Annotated in this window: 13 protein-coding genes; 10 read left to right on the top strand and 3 right to left on the bottom strand. The window is 64.0% G+C overall.

Annotated features, from left to right (window positions below):
- Window positions 1–19: 19 nt before the first annotated feature.
- The 4 genes from ACR9ZC_RS19245 to sctC all read left to right on the top strand — a co-directional run bounded on the left by ACR9ZC_RS19245 (window position 20) and on the right by sctC (window position 5046).
- Window positions 20–514, top strand: a complete 495-nt coding sequence (locus ACR9ZC_RS19245; RefSeq protein ID WP_440562588.1) for a hypothetical protein — start codon at window positions 20–22, stop codon at window positions 512–514.
- A gap of 1 nt (window position 515) precedes the next feature.
- The gene (sctT, locus tag ACR9ZC_RS19240; protein ID WP_331568469.1) at window positions 516–1352 is read left to right on the top strand and encodes a type III secretion system export apparatus subunit SctT; all 837 of its coding nucleotides are present in this window, start codon (window positions 516–518) and stop codon (window positions 1350–1352) included.
- Between the two features lie 221 nt (window positions 1353–1573).
- A complete protein-coding gene (locus tag ACR9ZC_RS19235) occupies window positions 1574–3022 on the top strand; it encodes a helix-turn-helix transcriptional regulator (protein WP_481581519.1) in 1449 nt (482 codons plus the stop codon).
- Between the two features lie 29 nt (window positions 3023–3051).
- Complete coding sequence (sctC, locus tag ACR9ZC_RS19230; protein WP_481581518.1) at window positions 3052–5046, top strand: type III secretion system outer membrane ring subunit SctC; 1995 nt, start codon at window positions 3052–3054, stop codon at window positions 5044–5046.
- A 155-nt stretch (window positions 5047–5201) separates the two neighbouring features.
- Here the strand turns inward: sctC and ACR9ZC_RS19225 are convergent, their stop codons facing one another.
- The 3 genes from ACR9ZC_RS19225 to ACR9ZC_RS19215 form a co-directional block, all read right to left on the bottom strand.
- Window positions 5202–6695, bottom strand: coding sequence for a hypothetical protein (locus tag ACR9ZC_RS19225; protein ID WP_481581517.1), 1494 nt, complete (start codon window positions 6693–6695; stop codon window positions 5202–5204).
- A gap of 69 nt (window positions 6696–6764) precedes the next feature.
- Complete coding sequence (locus ACR9ZC_RS19220) at window positions 6765–7700, bottom strand: hypothetical protein (RefSeq protein WP_481581516.1); 936 nt, start codon at window positions 7698–7700, stop codon at window positions 6765–6767.
- A 332-nt stretch (window positions 7701–8032) separates the two neighbouring features.
- Window positions 8033–8830 (bottom strand): response regulator transcription factor, encoded by a 798-nt coding sequence (locus tag ACR9ZC_RS19215; RefSeq protein WP_481581515.1) that lies wholly within the window; start codon window positions 8828–8830, stop codon window positions 8033–8035.
- Window positions 8831–9319: 489 nt separating this feature from the next.
- Between ACR9ZC_RS19215 and ACR9ZC_RS19210 the strand changes: the two genes are divergently transcribed.
- The 6 genes from ACR9ZC_RS19210 to ACR9ZC_RS19185 all read left to right on the top strand — a co-directional run bounded on the left by ACR9ZC_RS19210 (window position 9320) and on the right by ACR9ZC_RS19185 (window position 16236).
- Window positions 9320–9955 (top strand): RNA polymerase sigma factor, encoded by a 636-nt coding sequence (locus ACR9ZC_RS19210; RefSeq protein ID WP_481581514.1) that lies wholly within the window; start codon window positions 9320–9322, stop codon window positions 9953–9955.
- Complete coding sequence (locus ACR9ZC_RS19205) at window positions 9952–10617, top strand: anti-sigma factor (protein ID WP_481581513.1); 666 nt, start codon at window positions 9952–9954, stop codon at window positions 10615–10617. The genes ACR9ZC_RS19210 and ACR9ZC_RS19205 overlap by 4 nt, the downstream gene beginning before the upstream one ends.
- Window positions 10618–10818: 201 nt before the next feature.
- Window positions 10819–11775 (top strand): hypothetical protein, encoded by a 957-nt coding sequence (locus ACR9ZC_RS19200; RefSeq protein WP_481581512.1) that lies wholly within the window; start codon window positions 10819–10821, stop codon window positions 11773–11775.
- A 24-nt stretch (window positions 11776–11799) separates the two neighbouring features.
- Window positions 11800–13980, top strand: coding sequence for a hybrid sensor histidine kinase/response regulator (locus ACR9ZC_RS19195; RefSeq protein WP_481581511.1), 2181 nt, complete (start codon window positions 11800–11802; stop codon window positions 13978–13980).
- The gene (locus ACR9ZC_RS19190; protein ID WP_481581510.1) at window positions 13977–15629 is read left to right on the top strand and encodes a response regulator; all 1653 of its coding nucleotides are present in this window, start codon (window positions 13977–13979) and stop codon (window positions 15627–15629) included. The genes ACR9ZC_RS19195 and ACR9ZC_RS19190 overlap by 4 nt, the downstream gene beginning before the upstream one ends.
- Window positions 15604–16236: a response regulator transcription factor gene (locus tag ACR9ZC_RS19185; protein WP_331568480.1), complete on the top strand. Its 633-nt coding sequence runs from the start codon at window positions 15604–15606 to the stop codon at window positions 16234–16236. The genes ACR9ZC_RS19190 and ACR9ZC_RS19185 overlap by 26 nt, the downstream gene beginning before the upstream one ends.
- Window positions 16237–16255: the final 19 nt, after the last annotated feature.

Raw genomic sequence — 16255 nt, 5'->3', positions numbered from 1 at the left:
ACGCCCACATGCGCCGATCATGACCCAGGCCGCCTTGCATGTCTGGAAAATCGTGGTGGCCGCGAAGACCCGCGCCAAGGAACGGCTCGAGCAGGAGCTGGCCGATGCACGCCGCCATCGCGAGGAGCTCATCGAAGCCACGGAGCAGGCCAACGAGGTGTTCGAGGGAGCACAGTCGCGACGGCTCGCGCACGAAGAACGGATTGCTCAGTTACTCAGCAGTCCCGACGGATTGTCGCCGCTGGCCTATCTCGATCACGACCGCTATCGCGAGCCGCTTGGACAGGCGGTGGACGAGGCGCGCACCGCGCTTACGCGCGCGATCGAGGCGGCCGAGGCGCAGCAGCAAGCCGTCGAGCAGCTCGGCATTGCCGTGCGGCGTGCGGATGCGTCGCTCGAGGCCGCGCGCGAGCAATTGAAGAAGGCGATTGCGGCGGCCGAGCGCCGTGTCGAGGAACGCAACGACGAAGAAGCGGGCGAAACCGCGGCCGCCCGTATGCACCGAGGAGCCTAGGATGGTCGATGGATTGCACGTAGGGCGTGCGCTTGCCGATTTGTTCGGCGAATACGAAGGTTTTTTCATGACGCTGGCGATCAGCGCCGCCCGGATTGCGGTGGCGTTCCAGATCTTCCCGCCCACGAGCGGCGACATGCTGCCCGGTACCGCACGCAACGGCATCATCTATGTGCTGGCGTTTTTCGTGGCCGCCGCGCAACCGGAACATTATTTCGATACGGTCAATTCCGCGCAGCTGCTGATGATTTCGCTGAAGGAAATGTTTTTGGGCGCGGTGCTGGGCTATGCCGCCTCGACGGTGTTCTTCATCGCGCAGTGCGTCGGCACGCTGATCGACGACCTGGCGGGCTACAACAGCGTCCAGATGAACAACCCGCTGCGCGGCGATCAGAGCACGCCGGTCTCGAATACGCTTTTGCAAATGGCCGTTGCGCTGTTCTATGTGGGCGGCGGGATGACATTTTTGCTGGGCGCGATGTTCGAATCGTTCAAATGGTGGCCGCTCGTTTCGTTGACGCCATCGATGACCGATGTCGCGCAAAGCTTCATCATCGCGCGCACCGATTCGATCATGTCCGCCACCGTCAAGCTTGGCACGCCCATCATGCTCGCGCTGATATTGGTCGATCTTTCGATCGGCATACTGGCGCGTGCGGCGGAAAAGCTCGAACCCTCGGCGCTGAGCCAACCGATGCGCGGTGCGATCGGTTTGTTGATGCTGATTTTCCTGGTAGGAGTGTTCGCGCAGCAGGTATTGGGTTCGCTGAGACTCGACGAGTTCGGGCGCGAAGCGGCCGCGCTCGCGGCGCCGGGTGCGGGCCATGGGACGCGATGAGCATTGCGATCTAAAACATCCGAATTTCTTATGCGAGGGATTGTTTTTTCTGATTGAGAATTGTTGTGTACTGCGCTGAGATTGTTGAGATTGCGCGGAACAGCTCTCGCTAATATCAGTGTCAGCACTGCATCGACTCAACGGTTTCGCGAGCGATGCGATGCGCGGCCTAACGCCCGATCGGCCGTGGAAAGTCGGGCGAACACAGCGAGTGTCGAGCAATGTATCCGACCGTCTATCTGGCATTGTTGTCCGCGTTGAAATTTCGCAAGAGTCTGCCCCGCTATTGCGCCGCCACCCTCGACGGGGACTTCGCGCGCGCCTATTGCGCGGTGGACGACGCGGCCGATTTGAGCGAGCGCGTGCATTCCCAGGCACGTAGCCGCAGCAATGAGGAACTGACGGCATTGGCCGACGTATCGCTCGTGCTGGGCAATTGGGAGGAAGCCGAAGACTATTACCGCCGCGCGCAAAAGATGGTTTGGAAAAACGACGATCAGCTGCGCGTGCAGTCTTGCCGAAACACGGGTTGGCTCTCGCTGCTGCACGGCCGCTTGAGCGTCGCGCAGCGCAGCTTCGCTCGTATGGCTTCGGAGGCCGAGGCGCATGCCGAACAGCGTATCGAGGCCCACATCGGCATGGCGCTTTCGCATCATCAACTGGCCCAGCAGCAGGCCGCCGACGATGCGCTCCTCGAGGCCGCCGAAATTGCCGACCATCTCGATGAGCCGCGCTTTCGCCTGATCGTCGAGCTGCTTTCCCGGGAGTTCGATGTACGCCTGAAGATCCGCGCTTCGCGCGCGCTCGACGACAATGCCTTCTGGCAATCGGCATTGACGACGGTATCGCTGGCGGCCGGAGGTCGTGCGCAGATCGAGCCGGCCTGCGTCGTGGCGGCCAGCCCCGCGCTGTTGTCGCTGCGCCTGGAGGAGCTTCACTGCATGGAGCGCCTCGCGCAGGGAGACCGCGGCACGCCCGCATCGTTGCTCAATGCGCGCTTGAATCGGGGCGTCACGAATGCTCAACTGACCTTCCGTGGATGTCTCGACACCGCACTTGCGGCATTGGCGGGCGGCCTCGACGACATCGCCGCGCAAATCATGGACAACCTGCCGGCAATCGGCGACCAGCCGCGGCGCGACTTCGACTACCTCTACTGCATGGCGAAAGTCGCCACGCAACGCGGCGATTTCGTACGCGCGTTGAAGTTCTACTCGCAGTACACGACCGAAGCGCTGCGTTGCCTGCGCAATGAAGCCGCGACCGTGCGCAGCGCGACGACGGCACGTCCGCGCGCCGCGGCCGCCGCGATCAACGACGACGTCTCCGCCCGGCTGCCCGCCAAATATCGGCGCGCCTATCGATACATCATCGAGAACATCGACCGCGAGGATCTGACCACACGCGAGGTTGCGGCGGAGATGAACGTCACGATGCGCACGATTCAGCTCGTGTTCAAACGCGCGCTCGGCGTGACCCCGTGCGGGCTGATCCGGTCGCTGCGCATGGAAGGCATTCGCGAGGCGCTGCTCGATGAAAACGGTCCGGCACCGTCGATCTACGACACGGCGGCGCGGTGGGGGCTCAAGAGCCGCTCGACGCTGGCGAAGGGGTATCGCCGGCACTTCAACGAGTCGCCTTCCGAGACGATCGTCACCCACACGCGCTGAAGCCCTTATCCGCCTGGAACGCAAAAACGATGAATATGCCCGGACGCAAGCTGCGCCTGAAAGCGCTCGTCTTCGCGATGCTGATCGGCGCGGGGGTCGCCAGCCCTGACGCATCGGCAAGAGCGATTCCTTGGAAGTCGAATCATTTCCAGTACGTGGCCGACCACAAGGACATCAAGGAGGTCCTGCGCGATCTCGGTGCGAGCGAGAACGTCATGACCTGGATTTCCCCGCACGTGGACGGTGTCGTCACGGGGCGGTTCGACGAGACGCCGCAGCGCTTTCTCGACCGATTGTCCGATTCGTTCGGCTTTGTCTGGTACTACGATGGCTCGGTGTTGCGCGTGTCGGGGCCTAACGAGGCGCGCAGCGCCACGATCGGGCTCGTCCACGCGACGACGAGCGATCTTCGCGGCGCGTTGTCGAGGCTCGGTATCACCGATCCGCGCTTTCCCGTGCTCTACGACGATGCGATGCGCACGGCCGTTGTTTCGGGGCCGCCGCGCCTCGTCGAGCTCGTGACCGATGTCGCCCGTCTGATCGATCATGACGTTGCGCGCAGCGATGCGCCGGAAGTGCGCTCGTTCCGACTGCACTATGCTTGGGCCACCGATCGCACGTTGACGATCAACGGGCAGCCTGTCGTCGTGGCCGGTGTCGCGTCGACCTTGCGCAGTCTCTATCCCGACAGCCCCGGTGCGCGAGCCGCCGACACCACGGCGGCGCCTGGAGACGACGCCTATCGGCTGCGCGATATCGGTGGCTCGGGCGCCAATCCGAACCCTGGTTACGGCGCGGGCGACCGTTCGTTTCCCCCCATGGCCAACATGTTCGGCGGCAACGGCTCGGCGCGCACGGCGATCAACCCGCCGCTGCCCGCGAACATGCGCGGTACGGACGCGAACACCGTCGTATCTCCGCTTCCCAACGATCCCGGTCCGACGAGTACCGATTCGTCCTCGAGCGCCGGTCACTCCGACGAACCGATCATCCGAGCCGACGCACGCAACAACGCGATCCTCGTGCGCGCTCGCGCCGATGCGATGCCGGCGCTCGAAAAGCTCATCACTTCGCTCGATCGCCGGCCCGGCGTGCTCGAAATCGACGCGAGCATCATCGAGATCACCGAGACGGGGTTGAAGGAGCTCGGTGTCGATTGGCGCCTGCACTCGGGTCATGTCGACATCGAGACCGGCAACGGCCAGAACACGCAGACCGGTTTCCCGGCTTCGGTCAATCCGCAAGGATTCCCCGCGCCGGGCAGTCCCGGCACGATCGGCTCGCTGTCCACGGCCGCAGCGGGCGCCGCGGTGGCCGCGACGCCGGTGGGCGGCGTGTTGACGGCGGTCATCGGGGGTACCGGGCGGTATCTGCTGAGCCGCATCAGCGCGCTGGAGCAAACGGACAACGCCCATATCACAGCCAGCCCGAAGGTGGCCACGCTGGACAATATGGAAGCGATCATGGACAACAAGCAGACGTTTTACGTGCCGGTCCAGGGCTTCGAATCGGGGAGTCTCTTCAGCGTATCGGCCGGCGTGGCGCTGCGGGTGTTGCCGAGCATCGTCTCGGATCAGGGCAAGCCGCAGATCCGGCTCGACGTGCACATCGAAGACGGCAATCTGACAGGACAGAGTGTGGGGAATCTACCTGTCGTGAGCAAGAGCACGATCGATACGCAGGCGTTGATCGATCAGGGGCAAAGCCTGCTCATCGCCGGCTATACCGTCAACCAGGACGATCGCAGCGAAACGGGCGTGCCCGTGCTATCGAAGATTCCCGTGATCGGGAGCCTCTTTCGCTTCAAGCATCATCAGGGGCAGAAGTTTCAACGGCTGTTTCTGCTCACGCCGCGCGTCGTATCGGCCTCGCCCGACGATGCCGCGCCGTGCGATGCGGGATGCGGGCCGACGGCTTCCGTCGGTCAGCCGATGACGTCCGTCGGCCAGCCGATGACGTCCGTCGGTCAACCGACGACACCTTCGTGGCAGCCTGGCCCACCTCTAGGACTGCCAACGAGATAGGATCGAAGCGCGGGAAGGGAAACGCAAGTCGGCGCAAGGGACCGGGCGGTGAGCCGGTCCCTTTGTCGTTGCAGCGGCGAAACGCCATCGATAAAAAAGGACCGGCGGGCCGGTCCTTTGCACTGCTCGAAGCGGGGAGGGCTAACGAGCGCCGCTCATGCGTCGCCAGTCAGCATCGCCCGACGCTTCTTCGCATCGTCGCGCCGCGTCATGCCGGCCTGCAGCAGGAACATCTCGAGCATTTCCTGGCCGTTGTCGCCGGCCTGGCCGCCGTTGGCCTGATTGGCCGTGTTGCTGGAGGCGTTCTGCGCGTTATCGGCACGACGCTGCTCTTTTTCCTCCTTGGTTTCGCGTCCCCCGGCAGCGCTTTCGTTGCGTTGCGCGGAATTGCCGCCGCCGCGGCCCGTCATCGCGCTCAACCGTTCGCTGAATTTCATCTTGGACGATCCGCCCGCGCCGCCTTCGAACGAAGTATGCGAGCGCTTGCCGCCCATCGAGAATCCGCCGCTGCCGGCGATGCCGAGTGCTGCGCCCGCCGCGACGCCGGCATAGGCCGACCCCGAGCCGGAGCCCGAAGCGCCTTCGGGCATGACCTTCGACTCCAGCGAGCCGAGCTTGTCCTGCACCTGGTTGCCGATCTCCATTTCGGAGACGTTCTTGACGACACCTTTCACCGTTTGCGCGACATTGCCATGCAGCGCACCGCCGATAGCCTCGTCGAGCTGTTGGCTGCCGATGTGCGCGTTGACCAGCACTTGCGTGCCGACGGCGGCCATCGCTCCTTCGGGCGTCAGATCGGAGGCGACTTCCATCGCATCCATGCCTGCCTTGCCGAGGTCCCCGAACGCGGTGCCCCAATGACCATGCACCGCATCCTTGCCGGCCTGAACGGTATCCTTGATCATGCCTTCGGTACCGTTGACCACCTGGGCACCGACCTGATCGACGCTCGATTTCACATCGTTCTTGATGGTGTCGTAGCCTTTCTCGACCTTGCCCATCGCATGGTCCATGCCCTTGCTCAAATGCATGTTGGCGAGCGAATCGACAGTGGCTTGGCCCACGGCGGTACTGGCGTCGGCCACCGTATTGAAGCCGTCCTGCGCGGTCTTCACGGTATCGTCGAGCGCCTTCTGCCAATGCCCGTGAATGACATCGCCGCCGGTCTTCGCGAGGTCCTTGCCGACCGTGCTGACATCTTTCCCGAGTTGCTGGCCGACCATCCCGACGCCGGTCTTGATGCCTTCGCCCACTTTCTGCATGCCTTTTTCGGCCTTGCCCATCACATGGTCCATCTTCTTGCTCAGGTGCATGTGGGCGAGCGAATCGACGGTGGCCTGCTCGCCGGCCGTGCCGGCGTCGTAAGCGGTCTTGGCGAGGTCCTGCGTGGCCTGCATCGCTTGATTCAAGGCCTTTTGAATGTGGCCATGTATCATGTCGTCCGCTGCCTGCAGCGTGTGCTCGGCGACATGCGCGACGTCTTTGCCGATGGCCTTGCCCACGTCCTCCACGCCCTTGACCACGCCTTCGCCGACTTTGGCGATGTCTTTACCCGCTGTTTCGAGCCCGTGGCCGACGTCTTTCGCGACGTGCGCGATGTCGTGCCCCAGATGCTCGAAGCCGTGCTTGATTTTCGAAAAAATGCTCATGGCAAATCCTTCCGAACGGTGCCTGTGAAATGTGAAAAGCCGGCGTTGCGCCGGCCTCTTCCGCGGGGATCAGATGCCGCTCGCGCCCGACGCCTTTTGCTGCTGCATGATCTGCTGCAACATCTGGATGATTTCGCCGAGCATTTGCAGCTCCTGGTTCGTCCCTCCGCCGTTTCCGTTTCCGTTCCCGTTACCGTTGCCGTTGCCGCCCGATTGGCTGCCTTGCGATTGCAGTTGCTGGAGCATCTGCGTGATTTCGGCAAGCATCGATTCGATCGATTGCGGCTGGTTGCCCCCGCCTGCGTCCGAGGGTCCGCCGGCATCGGAGGGGCCGCCCGCATCGGAAGGACCGCCGGCACCGGAGGGACCGCCCGCGCCCGACGGGCCGCCGGCATCGCCGCCGCCGCCCGCACCGCCCGCGCCGCTGCCACCGCCTGCGCCGCCACCGCCACCGCCACCCGCGCCGCCGGCTCCATCGATCATCTGTTTCAGCATGCTCAGGATTTCGCCGAGGATCTGCATCATCTGGTCGTTGTTCTGACCGTTGCCCGACTGGCCGTTTTGCGATTGGAGCTGTTGCAGCATCGAGAGAATCTGCTGAAGCATCGAGTCGAGCGACGTCGACTGGCCACCGTCCGTGGCATCCGACGGGCCGCCCGCATCGGAGGGGCCGCCCGCATCCGACGGGCCGCCTGCGCCCGAGGGTCCGCCTCCGCCCGGTGCTCCGCCGCCGGCGCCCGAGGGGCCGCCCGCGCCGGACGGCGCGCCGCCGCCGCCGCCGCCGCCCGCATCGGGTGACGAGTTGCCGCCGCCGCCCTTCGTATCCATGCCGGTTTGCGCGTTCTGCTTTTGAATGGCCTGCTGGAGCAGGTCCTCGATCATCTGCAGCACTTCCGCCAGGATTTGTTCGAGTTGTTGAACCTTGTTGCCGCCCGAGCCCATCGGGCTGGCGAAATCGAGTGAATTGATGCCCGAGCCGAATGAATTATCGATCGATACGCTCATGAGTCACCTCGTCGTCATGAATGGTGGATGCGCACTGCCTGCCGGCAATGCGGGGTGTTTCGCCGCGCGACGAAGCGCCCACCCGGGTTCCGGCTGGGAACGCAAGGGCACGGCGCATCGCTCGGAATCGACGATACCCGGCGGCCGGCCGTCCGCTCGCGGATAGCGGCGAACTCCGCTGGACCTCGGCGAAACGAACTGAACGAACGAGGCCCGATACACGTGCAGCTATGAAGCATGCCGGCAAGCGCCGATGCGCGACATCGATCGTCGGTTCCGACGATCGATGCGATAACGGACAGCGGAAGGAAAAAAGGCGGGGAGCCGCGCTCTTAGAGCTCGGCCACTTTCATGGCCGACAGCAGACGGCGGCCAGGCAGTTCCGGCGAGCCGGAAGCGGGGGATTTGCAATCGGATGGCGTGGGTATCGGCTCCTCGTCCGGCGCGTCGGACGCCGAGAGATCGAGCTTGTAGCCGAGCGCGTAGACCGTCTTCAGGTTGGCGCCCGTGCAGCCCGAGAGCCGCAGCTTCCTGCGCAGTTTGTAGACGTGCTGTTCGATCGAACGACCCGCGACGTCCTCGCAGGCACCCCAGACGCTGCTTGCAATCTGCGCACGGCTCAGAAACTTGCCGGGGCTCGAAAAGAAAAGCCACGCCATGGCGAACTCGCGCGGCGTCAGCGGAATCTCTTCGCCGTCGATCGTGAGCGTGCCGACGTCGCGACGCAACGTATAGGGCCCCACGGCAATTACGTCGTCGACGCGTTCCTGAGTCCGGCGGCTCAGGGCGACGTGCACACGCAGCCGCACTTGCTCGAGATCGAAACGGCTGGCGACGTCGGTTGCGCCGGCATTGATCCATCGCAGCATCGCCGACCAGTTGGAGAATGGCGTCAGCACGATGACCGGCGTGCATAAGTCGGCATTGCAATTGCGCCAGGACAGCAGCGAATTGACGAGCATTGAGTTGTTCTTCGCATCGATCAGCACGGCGTCGAATGCCGTCGTGCGCATTGCGCGAAAGAGCGGCAGCTCGGCGCTGAACGGGTCGACCGCAATCGCCTCGTCGGCGAAACAGTCGGCCAGGCTGGCCGTGAGCTGGGGGTCCTCGGTTACAAGAGCGAATCGCACTTTATCCTCCTTTCAGCGCGCTTCGTCGACGAAGCGTTTCGTGTAATAACGGCGCCGCCACTGCGCCATGGGGCATCGGCGTGGTTCGACCGGACGGTGAACATACTGGTCTCTCATGACAGATGTTTCGTTTATAAGACGCTCGCTTGTTGTTGCGGTGTCACCTCCAAGTAGGACGCGCTCCCGTCGCGCCCGGCTTCATGAATGAAGTCTTGTTGTCCGTTAGTGCCGGCTGTCGGGAACTCGGATGCGTCAGGTTCATGCCCGTTGTGCGGCTTGTCACAGCATGCGTGCCGAACTCCTTACCCCACGAAACGGCTGGCCGTAAAGGTTCCCAGCGGCCCGTGGGGCGTCTTGATCAGGAAATCCCTACAGCGGAATCCGTCTTTCCCGATCTAGATCCTGTGAGCGTTGACGGCAAAGTGAGGCCTGCATCGGCTTTCGATATTCGAAACGTCGCAACTTTTTTCATGCTGGCGGGTACCTACAGTGAAATATCGAACTGGGTGGATTCTGAACTGCATGTTGCCGGTCGTGGAGATTTCAATCGGGCGGCCCAAGGCGGCGGCCTCGCGCAGCAACGACGCCGACGACGTCGCGTTGCTGGCGCGCATCGCCACGCGCGACAAGGCCGCGCTGGCCTCGCTCTACCGCGAATACCACCGCCGGCTCGTCCGTTTCCTGGCGCGCTTCACGCGGCGGGAGGACCTGATCGAGGAGGTCGTCAACGATACGTTCCTCGTCGTCTGGCAAAAGGCCCACGAGTTCAGGGGGCACTCGCGCGTCTCGACCTGGCTCATGGGCATCGCCTATCGTGTGACGCTCAAGGCGCTGCGACAAGGCTTGCTGCCCACCGAATCGTTGGAAGGCGAGCATGAGGCGCTGGCGGGCGAGCCCGGTGTCGATCACGAGTTGATCGACTGGCTCAACAAGGGGTTGACGAGGCTCACGCCCGAGCAGCGCCTCGTGATGGAAATGGCTTACGTGATGGGATATTCGCTCGATGAGATCGCCGACATGACGGGCTCGCCAGTCAGTACGGTGAAGGCCCGGATGTTCCATGCCCGTGTCAAGTTGCGCAATGTCATGCCGGCGTTGGCCGGTTTTGCCGAGGAAGACCAGTGAAAAATACATCGACCGACAACGGTTGCGAGCGTACTCACCTGCGCGTGTGGGATTTGCTGCCTTGGGTCGTCAACGGCACCGCTTCCGAGTCCGTTCGACGCGAGGTCGACGAACATCTGCGCGAGTGTATCCATTGTCGCGAGGAACTCGTTCGTCAACGGCGTGTGCATGCGGGCATGAATGCGAGCGGCGGGGTCGAGCTGCCCGTCGAGCGCGGGCTCGACCGATTGATGCGAAAAGTCGAGGCGCGGGATGAGCCCGCTGTCCCGCACGTTGCCGCCGCGGCCGGTGGGGCGGCCCGCAGTCGCTGGGCCTGGGTCGCCTGCGGTCTGGCCGCCATGGTGCTGCTCGAAGCGGGTGGGTTCCTCGCGCTTGGCGTATCCCATCAGCCGGCCGCCTACCGCACGCTGTCATCGCCCGATGCCCTGTTGCCGCCGGCATCGATCCGGCTCGTCGTCGACGCATCGATGACTGCCGGCGAACTCCAGGCGCTGCTCGTGCCCCGCAATCTGCAGATCGTCGGCGGCCCGAACGAGGATGGCGTCTACTCGCTGGGCGCGCTCGGCCAAGGCCACGACATCGAAAAGGACGTCGCGGCACTGCGCGCGGCGCGCGGCGTGCGTTTCGTCGAGCCCGTCGACGGAGTGCGCAGCGCTGAGTGACGCGCGAGCGTTTCGTCAGACCGTTGAATCGGCCGCGAGGCGGCAGGACGTTTACAATGGTGACCGGGTTTGGGCTGCTTCCAAACTCCCGGCAATCGTGCGATGCTCAGCGTCGTCCGGTCCATGCCGGCATGGCCTCTGGCCCGCTGACGGTCGCCAGCGCGCTCCATCTGTCCCACATATTGAACGGAAAGTCTCGTTGTGCCGCTGAGGACTGCCAAGACGCTTCTCCCGCGCCTACGGCGCCATGCCGAGGCGATGCCGGGCACGCGGCTTTCGTGTCGCGCTGTCGTCACCGCGGCGATGATTGTGCTGACCGCTCTGTTCGCGCCCCTTGCGCGCGCCGAGCACTTCGACATCGTCTATCCGCGGCTCACGGTCATCGACGATCAGCGCGCGCTGTTCGCGAAAGCCGTGCTCGATCTTGCGATGCGCGAGGCGCATGCCGATTACACGATTCGCCGCTCGAGCGACGTAATGCAGCGCGAGCGGGCATTGCGCGAGCTGGCGGCGGGACGCTCGATCAATCTGGCGTGGGTCAGCATGTCGGCGCGCGACGAAGCGATGCTGCGCCCGGTGCGCATACCGATCTATCGCGGCTTGATCGGCTATCGTGTCCTGCTGATTCGCAAGGACCGCCAGGCCGAGTTCGACAAGATCGATTCGCTCGCCCAACTGAAGACGTTGACGGGCGGGCAGGGCTTCGGGTGGGTCGATACGGGCATTCTGCGCGATGCGGGCCTGAATATCGAAACGTCGACGTACGATTCGCTGTTTCCGATGACGGAGGCGGGTCGCATCGATTATTTTCCGCGCGGTGTCGTCGAAGCGTGGACCGAATTGGCGGCACGTGGGGCAGCCAATCCCGATCTCGTCGTCGAACGTCATCTGTTGCTCGCTTACCGCTCGGATTTCATTTTCTATACGAGCAAGCACGACGATGCGCTCGCCAGCACGATCGAGACCGGCTTGCGCGCAGCCTATCGCGATGGTTCATACAAACGGCTGTTCGATTCGCAGCCCGATATCCGATCCGCGCTCGAACGCGCCGAACTGGCCCGCCGTACGGTCATCCATCTCGACAATCGGTATTTGTCGGACGCGGACCGCGACATCCCGGGGAATACTGGATGGTCAAGTGAGCCGCCGGTGGCATGAAGGCAGGGTTTTTCTGAAGTCGATATGAATCTCAACGCGTCAATTCTCAGGTGGCGCCCCCTCGATCGCGTGCGCGGCAGTGTCGTCGTGCGGTTGTTCGTCATCGTATTCGTGTTCAGTTGCGTCGTCACGCTCGCGCTGACCGCCGCGCAGCTGTGCCGCGATTACTGGCTGGGGGTCGAGCACGTGCAGGGCCGCCTCTCCGAAGTGGACCGCATCTACCGCGACAGCCTCGCAGAAGCGCTGTGGCGACTCGACCGGTCGCAACTGAACCTCGAACTCGAGGGCATGCTTCGGCTCGACGACATCAGTGCGGTCCAGGTGCGGGAGGCCGGCGCCGATCCGTTGATCGTGTCGGCCGGCCATTCCGTCGGCGCGACGGCGACGATTGCGCGGGACTACCCGATCATGCGCAGGGGGCAGGAGGGGGTGCAACGGCAGATCGGCACGCTGCACGTCGAAGCGACGCTCGCCGGCCTTTACCGTTCGCTCGCGCGAACGGCGGCGCTGATTCTCATGAACCAGGCGGCCAGTACGTTTCTCGTCGCGCTGTTCATCACGTGGCTGCTCAACCGGCTCGTGACGCGACATCTGGCCGCGATCGCCCGGGCCGTTGCCCGCTACGATTATCGCGAGCTGCCGGTGCCGTTGATACTCGAGCGTGGCAAGCGCACGATACCGGACGAACTCGATCGCGTCGTATTGGCCATCAATGCCATGGCGCTGCGCGTCTACGGCGCGTATCTCGACGAGCGCGACGCCGCGGCCGAGCGCGAGGCAAGGCACGCGGCCGAAGCCGCGAACAGCGCCAAGAGCGCATTTCTCGCCAGCATGAGTCACGAACTGCGCACGCCGCTGAACGGCATTCTCGGCTATGCGCAGATTCTTCGCCGCGACGGCTCGCTCGGCGCGACGCAACGCGAGGCCGTCGGCGTCATTCAGCGTTGCGGCGAACAATTGCTGGCATTGATTCACGATGTGCTCGACTTCGCGATGATCGAGGCGGGCCGCATGCGTGTCGAAGTCGCGGATGTGCCTCTGGCGGAGGCCGTCAGCGCGATCAGGGAAGTGATCGTGGTCAAGGCGACCGACAAGGGGCTTCGATTCGTCTGCCACATCGAGCCCGATGTGCCCTTCGGTGTACGCGCGGACGAACGCCGTTTGCGGCAGGTGCTGTTGAACTTGCTGACGAACGCGATCAAGTTCACGGCGCATGGGACGGTAGAGCTGCGCGTGCGGCGCGGCACCGCGGGCGGGGCCAGCTTCGAGGTGCGCGACACGGGTTGCGGCGTCGGCGCCGACGAGCTCGAGCGCATCTTCCTGCCGTTCGAGCAAGGCCGGCAAAAGAGCGGCCACGATGGCGGCATGGGGCTCGGCCTCGCGATCAGCCAGCAGTTCGTGCGCGCCATGGGCGGCGAAATCGCCGCCGAGAGCGAACTCGGCCGAGGCAGTGTCTTCCGCTTCGAGCTGCCTGCCGCGATCCAGGCGGGTACGCACGCGATCGCGTGCGAAATCGAGCGGGTCGCAACCGGCTATACCGGGGCGCGCCGTACGGTGCTCGTGCTCGACGATATCGCTGTCAACCGCGCGATCGTATCCGATCTGCTCGGCAGTCTCGGCTTCGAGGTGATCTCCCTCGAGAAGGCCGCCGACGGCCTCGCCGCGCTGATGCAATCGCAAGGGCGCGGGAGCCCTGTTTCGCTGATATTGACCGACATCGTGATGCCCGGCATGAGTGGGCTCGAATTCATCGAGCGCGTGCGCGCATTGCGCGAATACCGCGGTGTGCCGATCGTGGCGCTCTCGGCCAGCTCCTCGGCCGCGGACGTCGAAAAAACGCTCGCGGCCGGTGCCAATGTGTTTTTACCGAAGCCGGTCGACTTCGAACGATTGCAGGCGGAAATGGCGGCGCTGCTGGGACTCGAGTGGACTTATTCATCGCAGCCCGCGGGGCGCGCGCTCGATCTCGCGCAACTCGCGAGCGTCCTGCTGCCGACGCCGCCGGCGGAGTCGATGCGCGAGCTGCATGAGCTTGCGCGCATGGGCGATATGCGGGCCGTGCGCGGCTGGGCGGATGCGCTGAGTGCGCGCGACACCCGCTATGCGCCGCTCGCTTCGGCGTTGCGCGCGCTTGCGCGCGGCTATCAATCGAAGGCGCTGCTCGCGTTCGTCGAGCGGCATCTGCACGCGGGAGGCGCGCCGTGAATCAGTTTGCCGATCTCCAGCCGCGCACCGCGACCGTGCTGATCGTCGACGATAACCCCGCCAACCTGGGCGTGGTGGTCGATGCGCTCGGCGAGCGCGGCTTTCGCGTGCTGATCGCGCTCGACAGTGCGGAAGCGATCGAGCGCGCGCGATTCTCCCAGCCCGAGCTGATCCTGCTCGACGTCAACATGCCGGGCATAAACGGCTTCGATACCTGCCGGCGATTGAAGGCCGACGTACCCACACGCGACATCCCCGTCATCTTCATGACGGTTGCCGATGGCCTGGGGGATATGGTCGAAGGTTTTATGGCGGGCGGTGTCGACTATGTGACCAAGCCCGTGCGTATCGACGAAGTCGTTGCCCGAATGAACGTGCATCTGGCCATGCGCGAAATGCAGATGACGCTCGTCAGGCAGAACCGGCAACTGCAGGAGGAGGTGAGGGTCAGGCAAAAGGCCGAGTTCAAGCTTTCGCGCATTCGCGACGAGCTCGAATTGCGCGTGGCGCGCCGTACCGAGCAACTCGCGCGTGCGAACGACGATCTGCGCGCCGAAATCGAGGAGCGCGAACGCGCCCAGGCGCGGCTGAAGGTCAGCGAGGCGCGCCTGCGCGAGATCGTCGAGGCAAGCCCGGTGCCCCTCTGCATCGGCTCGCTCGCCGAACCGCGCGTGTTGTATGCGAACGAGCAGTGGCGGCAATTGATGGGCGTGAGCGAGGTCGAGCAGGGCCATGTCGACTGCAACCTGCTCTACGCCGAAGAAAGCGGTCGACGCAGAATCATCGAGCGTGCGCGGATCCAGGGGATGTCGTGCGACACTGACGTGCTCCTGCGCCGGCTCGACGGCACCACGTTCTGGGGCGCCATGACGGCCCGGCTCGCGACGTTCCAGGACGAGCCCGCGATGTATATCGGCATACGCGACATGACCGAGCGCAGGCGCATCGAGCAGGCGTTGCTCGAATCGCGCGAGCAGTTGCGTCAACTGAGCGCCTATATGGAGGCGATACGTGAAGAAGAGCGCAAGCGGATCGCACTCGAGATTCATGACGAACTCGGCCAATTGCTGACGGCTTTGAAGATGGACGTATCATTGCTCAGAATGCGATTGAGTGGCGCGCCCGATCTGCTCGGGAAGGTGAACGGCATGCGCGATCTGGTCGAGCAGACCATTCTGATGGTGCGCAATGTCGCGAATCACCTGCGGCCCGCGGCGTTGAATTTCGGTCTCGTTTCGGCACTCGAATGGCTGGCCGACGATTTCGGCAAGCGCACGGGCATCCCATGTCAGCTCGTGCTCAATGCCGGCGAGCCCGAGCTCGACGACGCGCATGCAACGGCGCTGTTTCGGGTCGTCCAGGAATCGATGACGAATATCGCACGTCATGCCCGCGCTACGCGCGTCTACGTCACGATGATGCGCGACGCACGTGGGCTCGTCCTGAACGTCAGCGACAATGGCTGCGGTTTCGATCCGGCTGCCGCCGGCACGCGCGATTCCTATGGACTGCTGGGCATGAGCGAACGTGCACGGCTCATAGGTGCTTCATTGCAGATCGACAGCGCACCCGGTTCGGGGACTGTCGTGTCGATCAGTATTCCTGTCGAGAATGGAAGAGAAGATGATCAAGATTCTGATCGCGGATGATCATGCCGTAGTCCGCAGCGGCTTGAAACAGATCATGGCGACCGCCACCGACGTGACGGTGGTCGACGAAGCCGCGAGCGGGGCCGACGTGCTCAGTAAGCTGCGATGCCGTGAGGTGGACTTGCTGATGCTCGACATCACGATGCCGGGTATCAGCGGCGTGGACCTGATTCGCCGCGTTCATGGCGAATATCCGGACATGCCGATCCTGATTCTGAGCATCCATAACGAAGCGCAGGTCGTCTCGAGGGCTTTGCGCGCGGGTGCGAGCGGCTACGTCACGAAAGATAGCGATCCCGAAGTGCTGCTGGCGGCCATTCGAAAGCTTGCAACAGGCGGGCGCTTCATCGATCCGACGCTCGTCGATGCGGTGGTGTTCGAACGCCATTCGAGCGACGTGCCGCCGCACGAGATCCTCTCCGATCGGGAATTCGAGGTGCTGCGTCTGCTCGCGAGCGGGCGCAGCATCAACGAGATCGCCGAGGCGTTTTCGCTGAGCGCCAAAACGATCAGCACGCATAAGCGGCGCTTGATGCAGAAACTCGGCGTGAGTAACAACGCAGAGTTGTTCCGCTATTCGATTCGTCATGGGCTCGCGGCGCAGTAACTGCCGCATCGGCGTTCGA

It is taken from the genome of Trinickia sp. HAY1-2D (assembly GCF_056754935.1).
This window is presented reverse-complemented; position numbering and strand designations above follow the sequence as displayed.

Excerpts from the sequence above, each read along its gene's own strand:
- ACR9ZC_RS19245 (WP_440562588.1), top strand. The coding sequence starts at position 20 with ATGACCCAGGCCGCCTTGCATGTCTGGAAAATCGTGGTGGCCGCGAAG.
- sctT (WP_331568469.1), top strand. The coding sequence starts at position 516 with ATGGTCGATGGATTGCACGTAGGGCGTGCGCTTGCCGATTTGTTCGGC.
- ACR9ZC_RS19235 (WP_481581519.1), top strand. The coding sequence starts at position 1,574 with ATGTATCCGACCGTCTATCTGGCATTGTTGTCCGCGTTGAAATTTCGC.
- sctC (WP_481581518.1), top strand. The coding sequence starts at position 3,052 with ATGAATATGCCCGGACGCAAGCTGCGCCTGAAAGCGCTCGTCTTCGCG.
- ACR9ZC_RS19225 (WP_481581517.1), bottom strand. The coding sequence starts at position 6,695 with ATGAGCATTTTTTCGAAAATCAAGCACGGCTTCGAGCATCTGGGGCAC.
- ACR9ZC_RS19220 (WP_481581516.1), bottom strand. The coding sequence starts at position 7,700 with ATGAGCGTATCGATCGATAATTCATTCGGCTCGGGCATCAATTCACTC.
- ACR9ZC_RS19195 (WP_481581511.1), top strand. The coding sequence starts at position 11,800 with ATGAATCTCAACGCGTCAATTCTCAGGTGGCGCCCCCTCGATCGCGTG.
- ACR9ZC_RS19185 (WP_331568480.1), top strand. The coding sequence starts at position 15,604 with ATGATCAAGATTCTGATCGCGGATGATCATGCCGTAGTCCGCAGCGGC.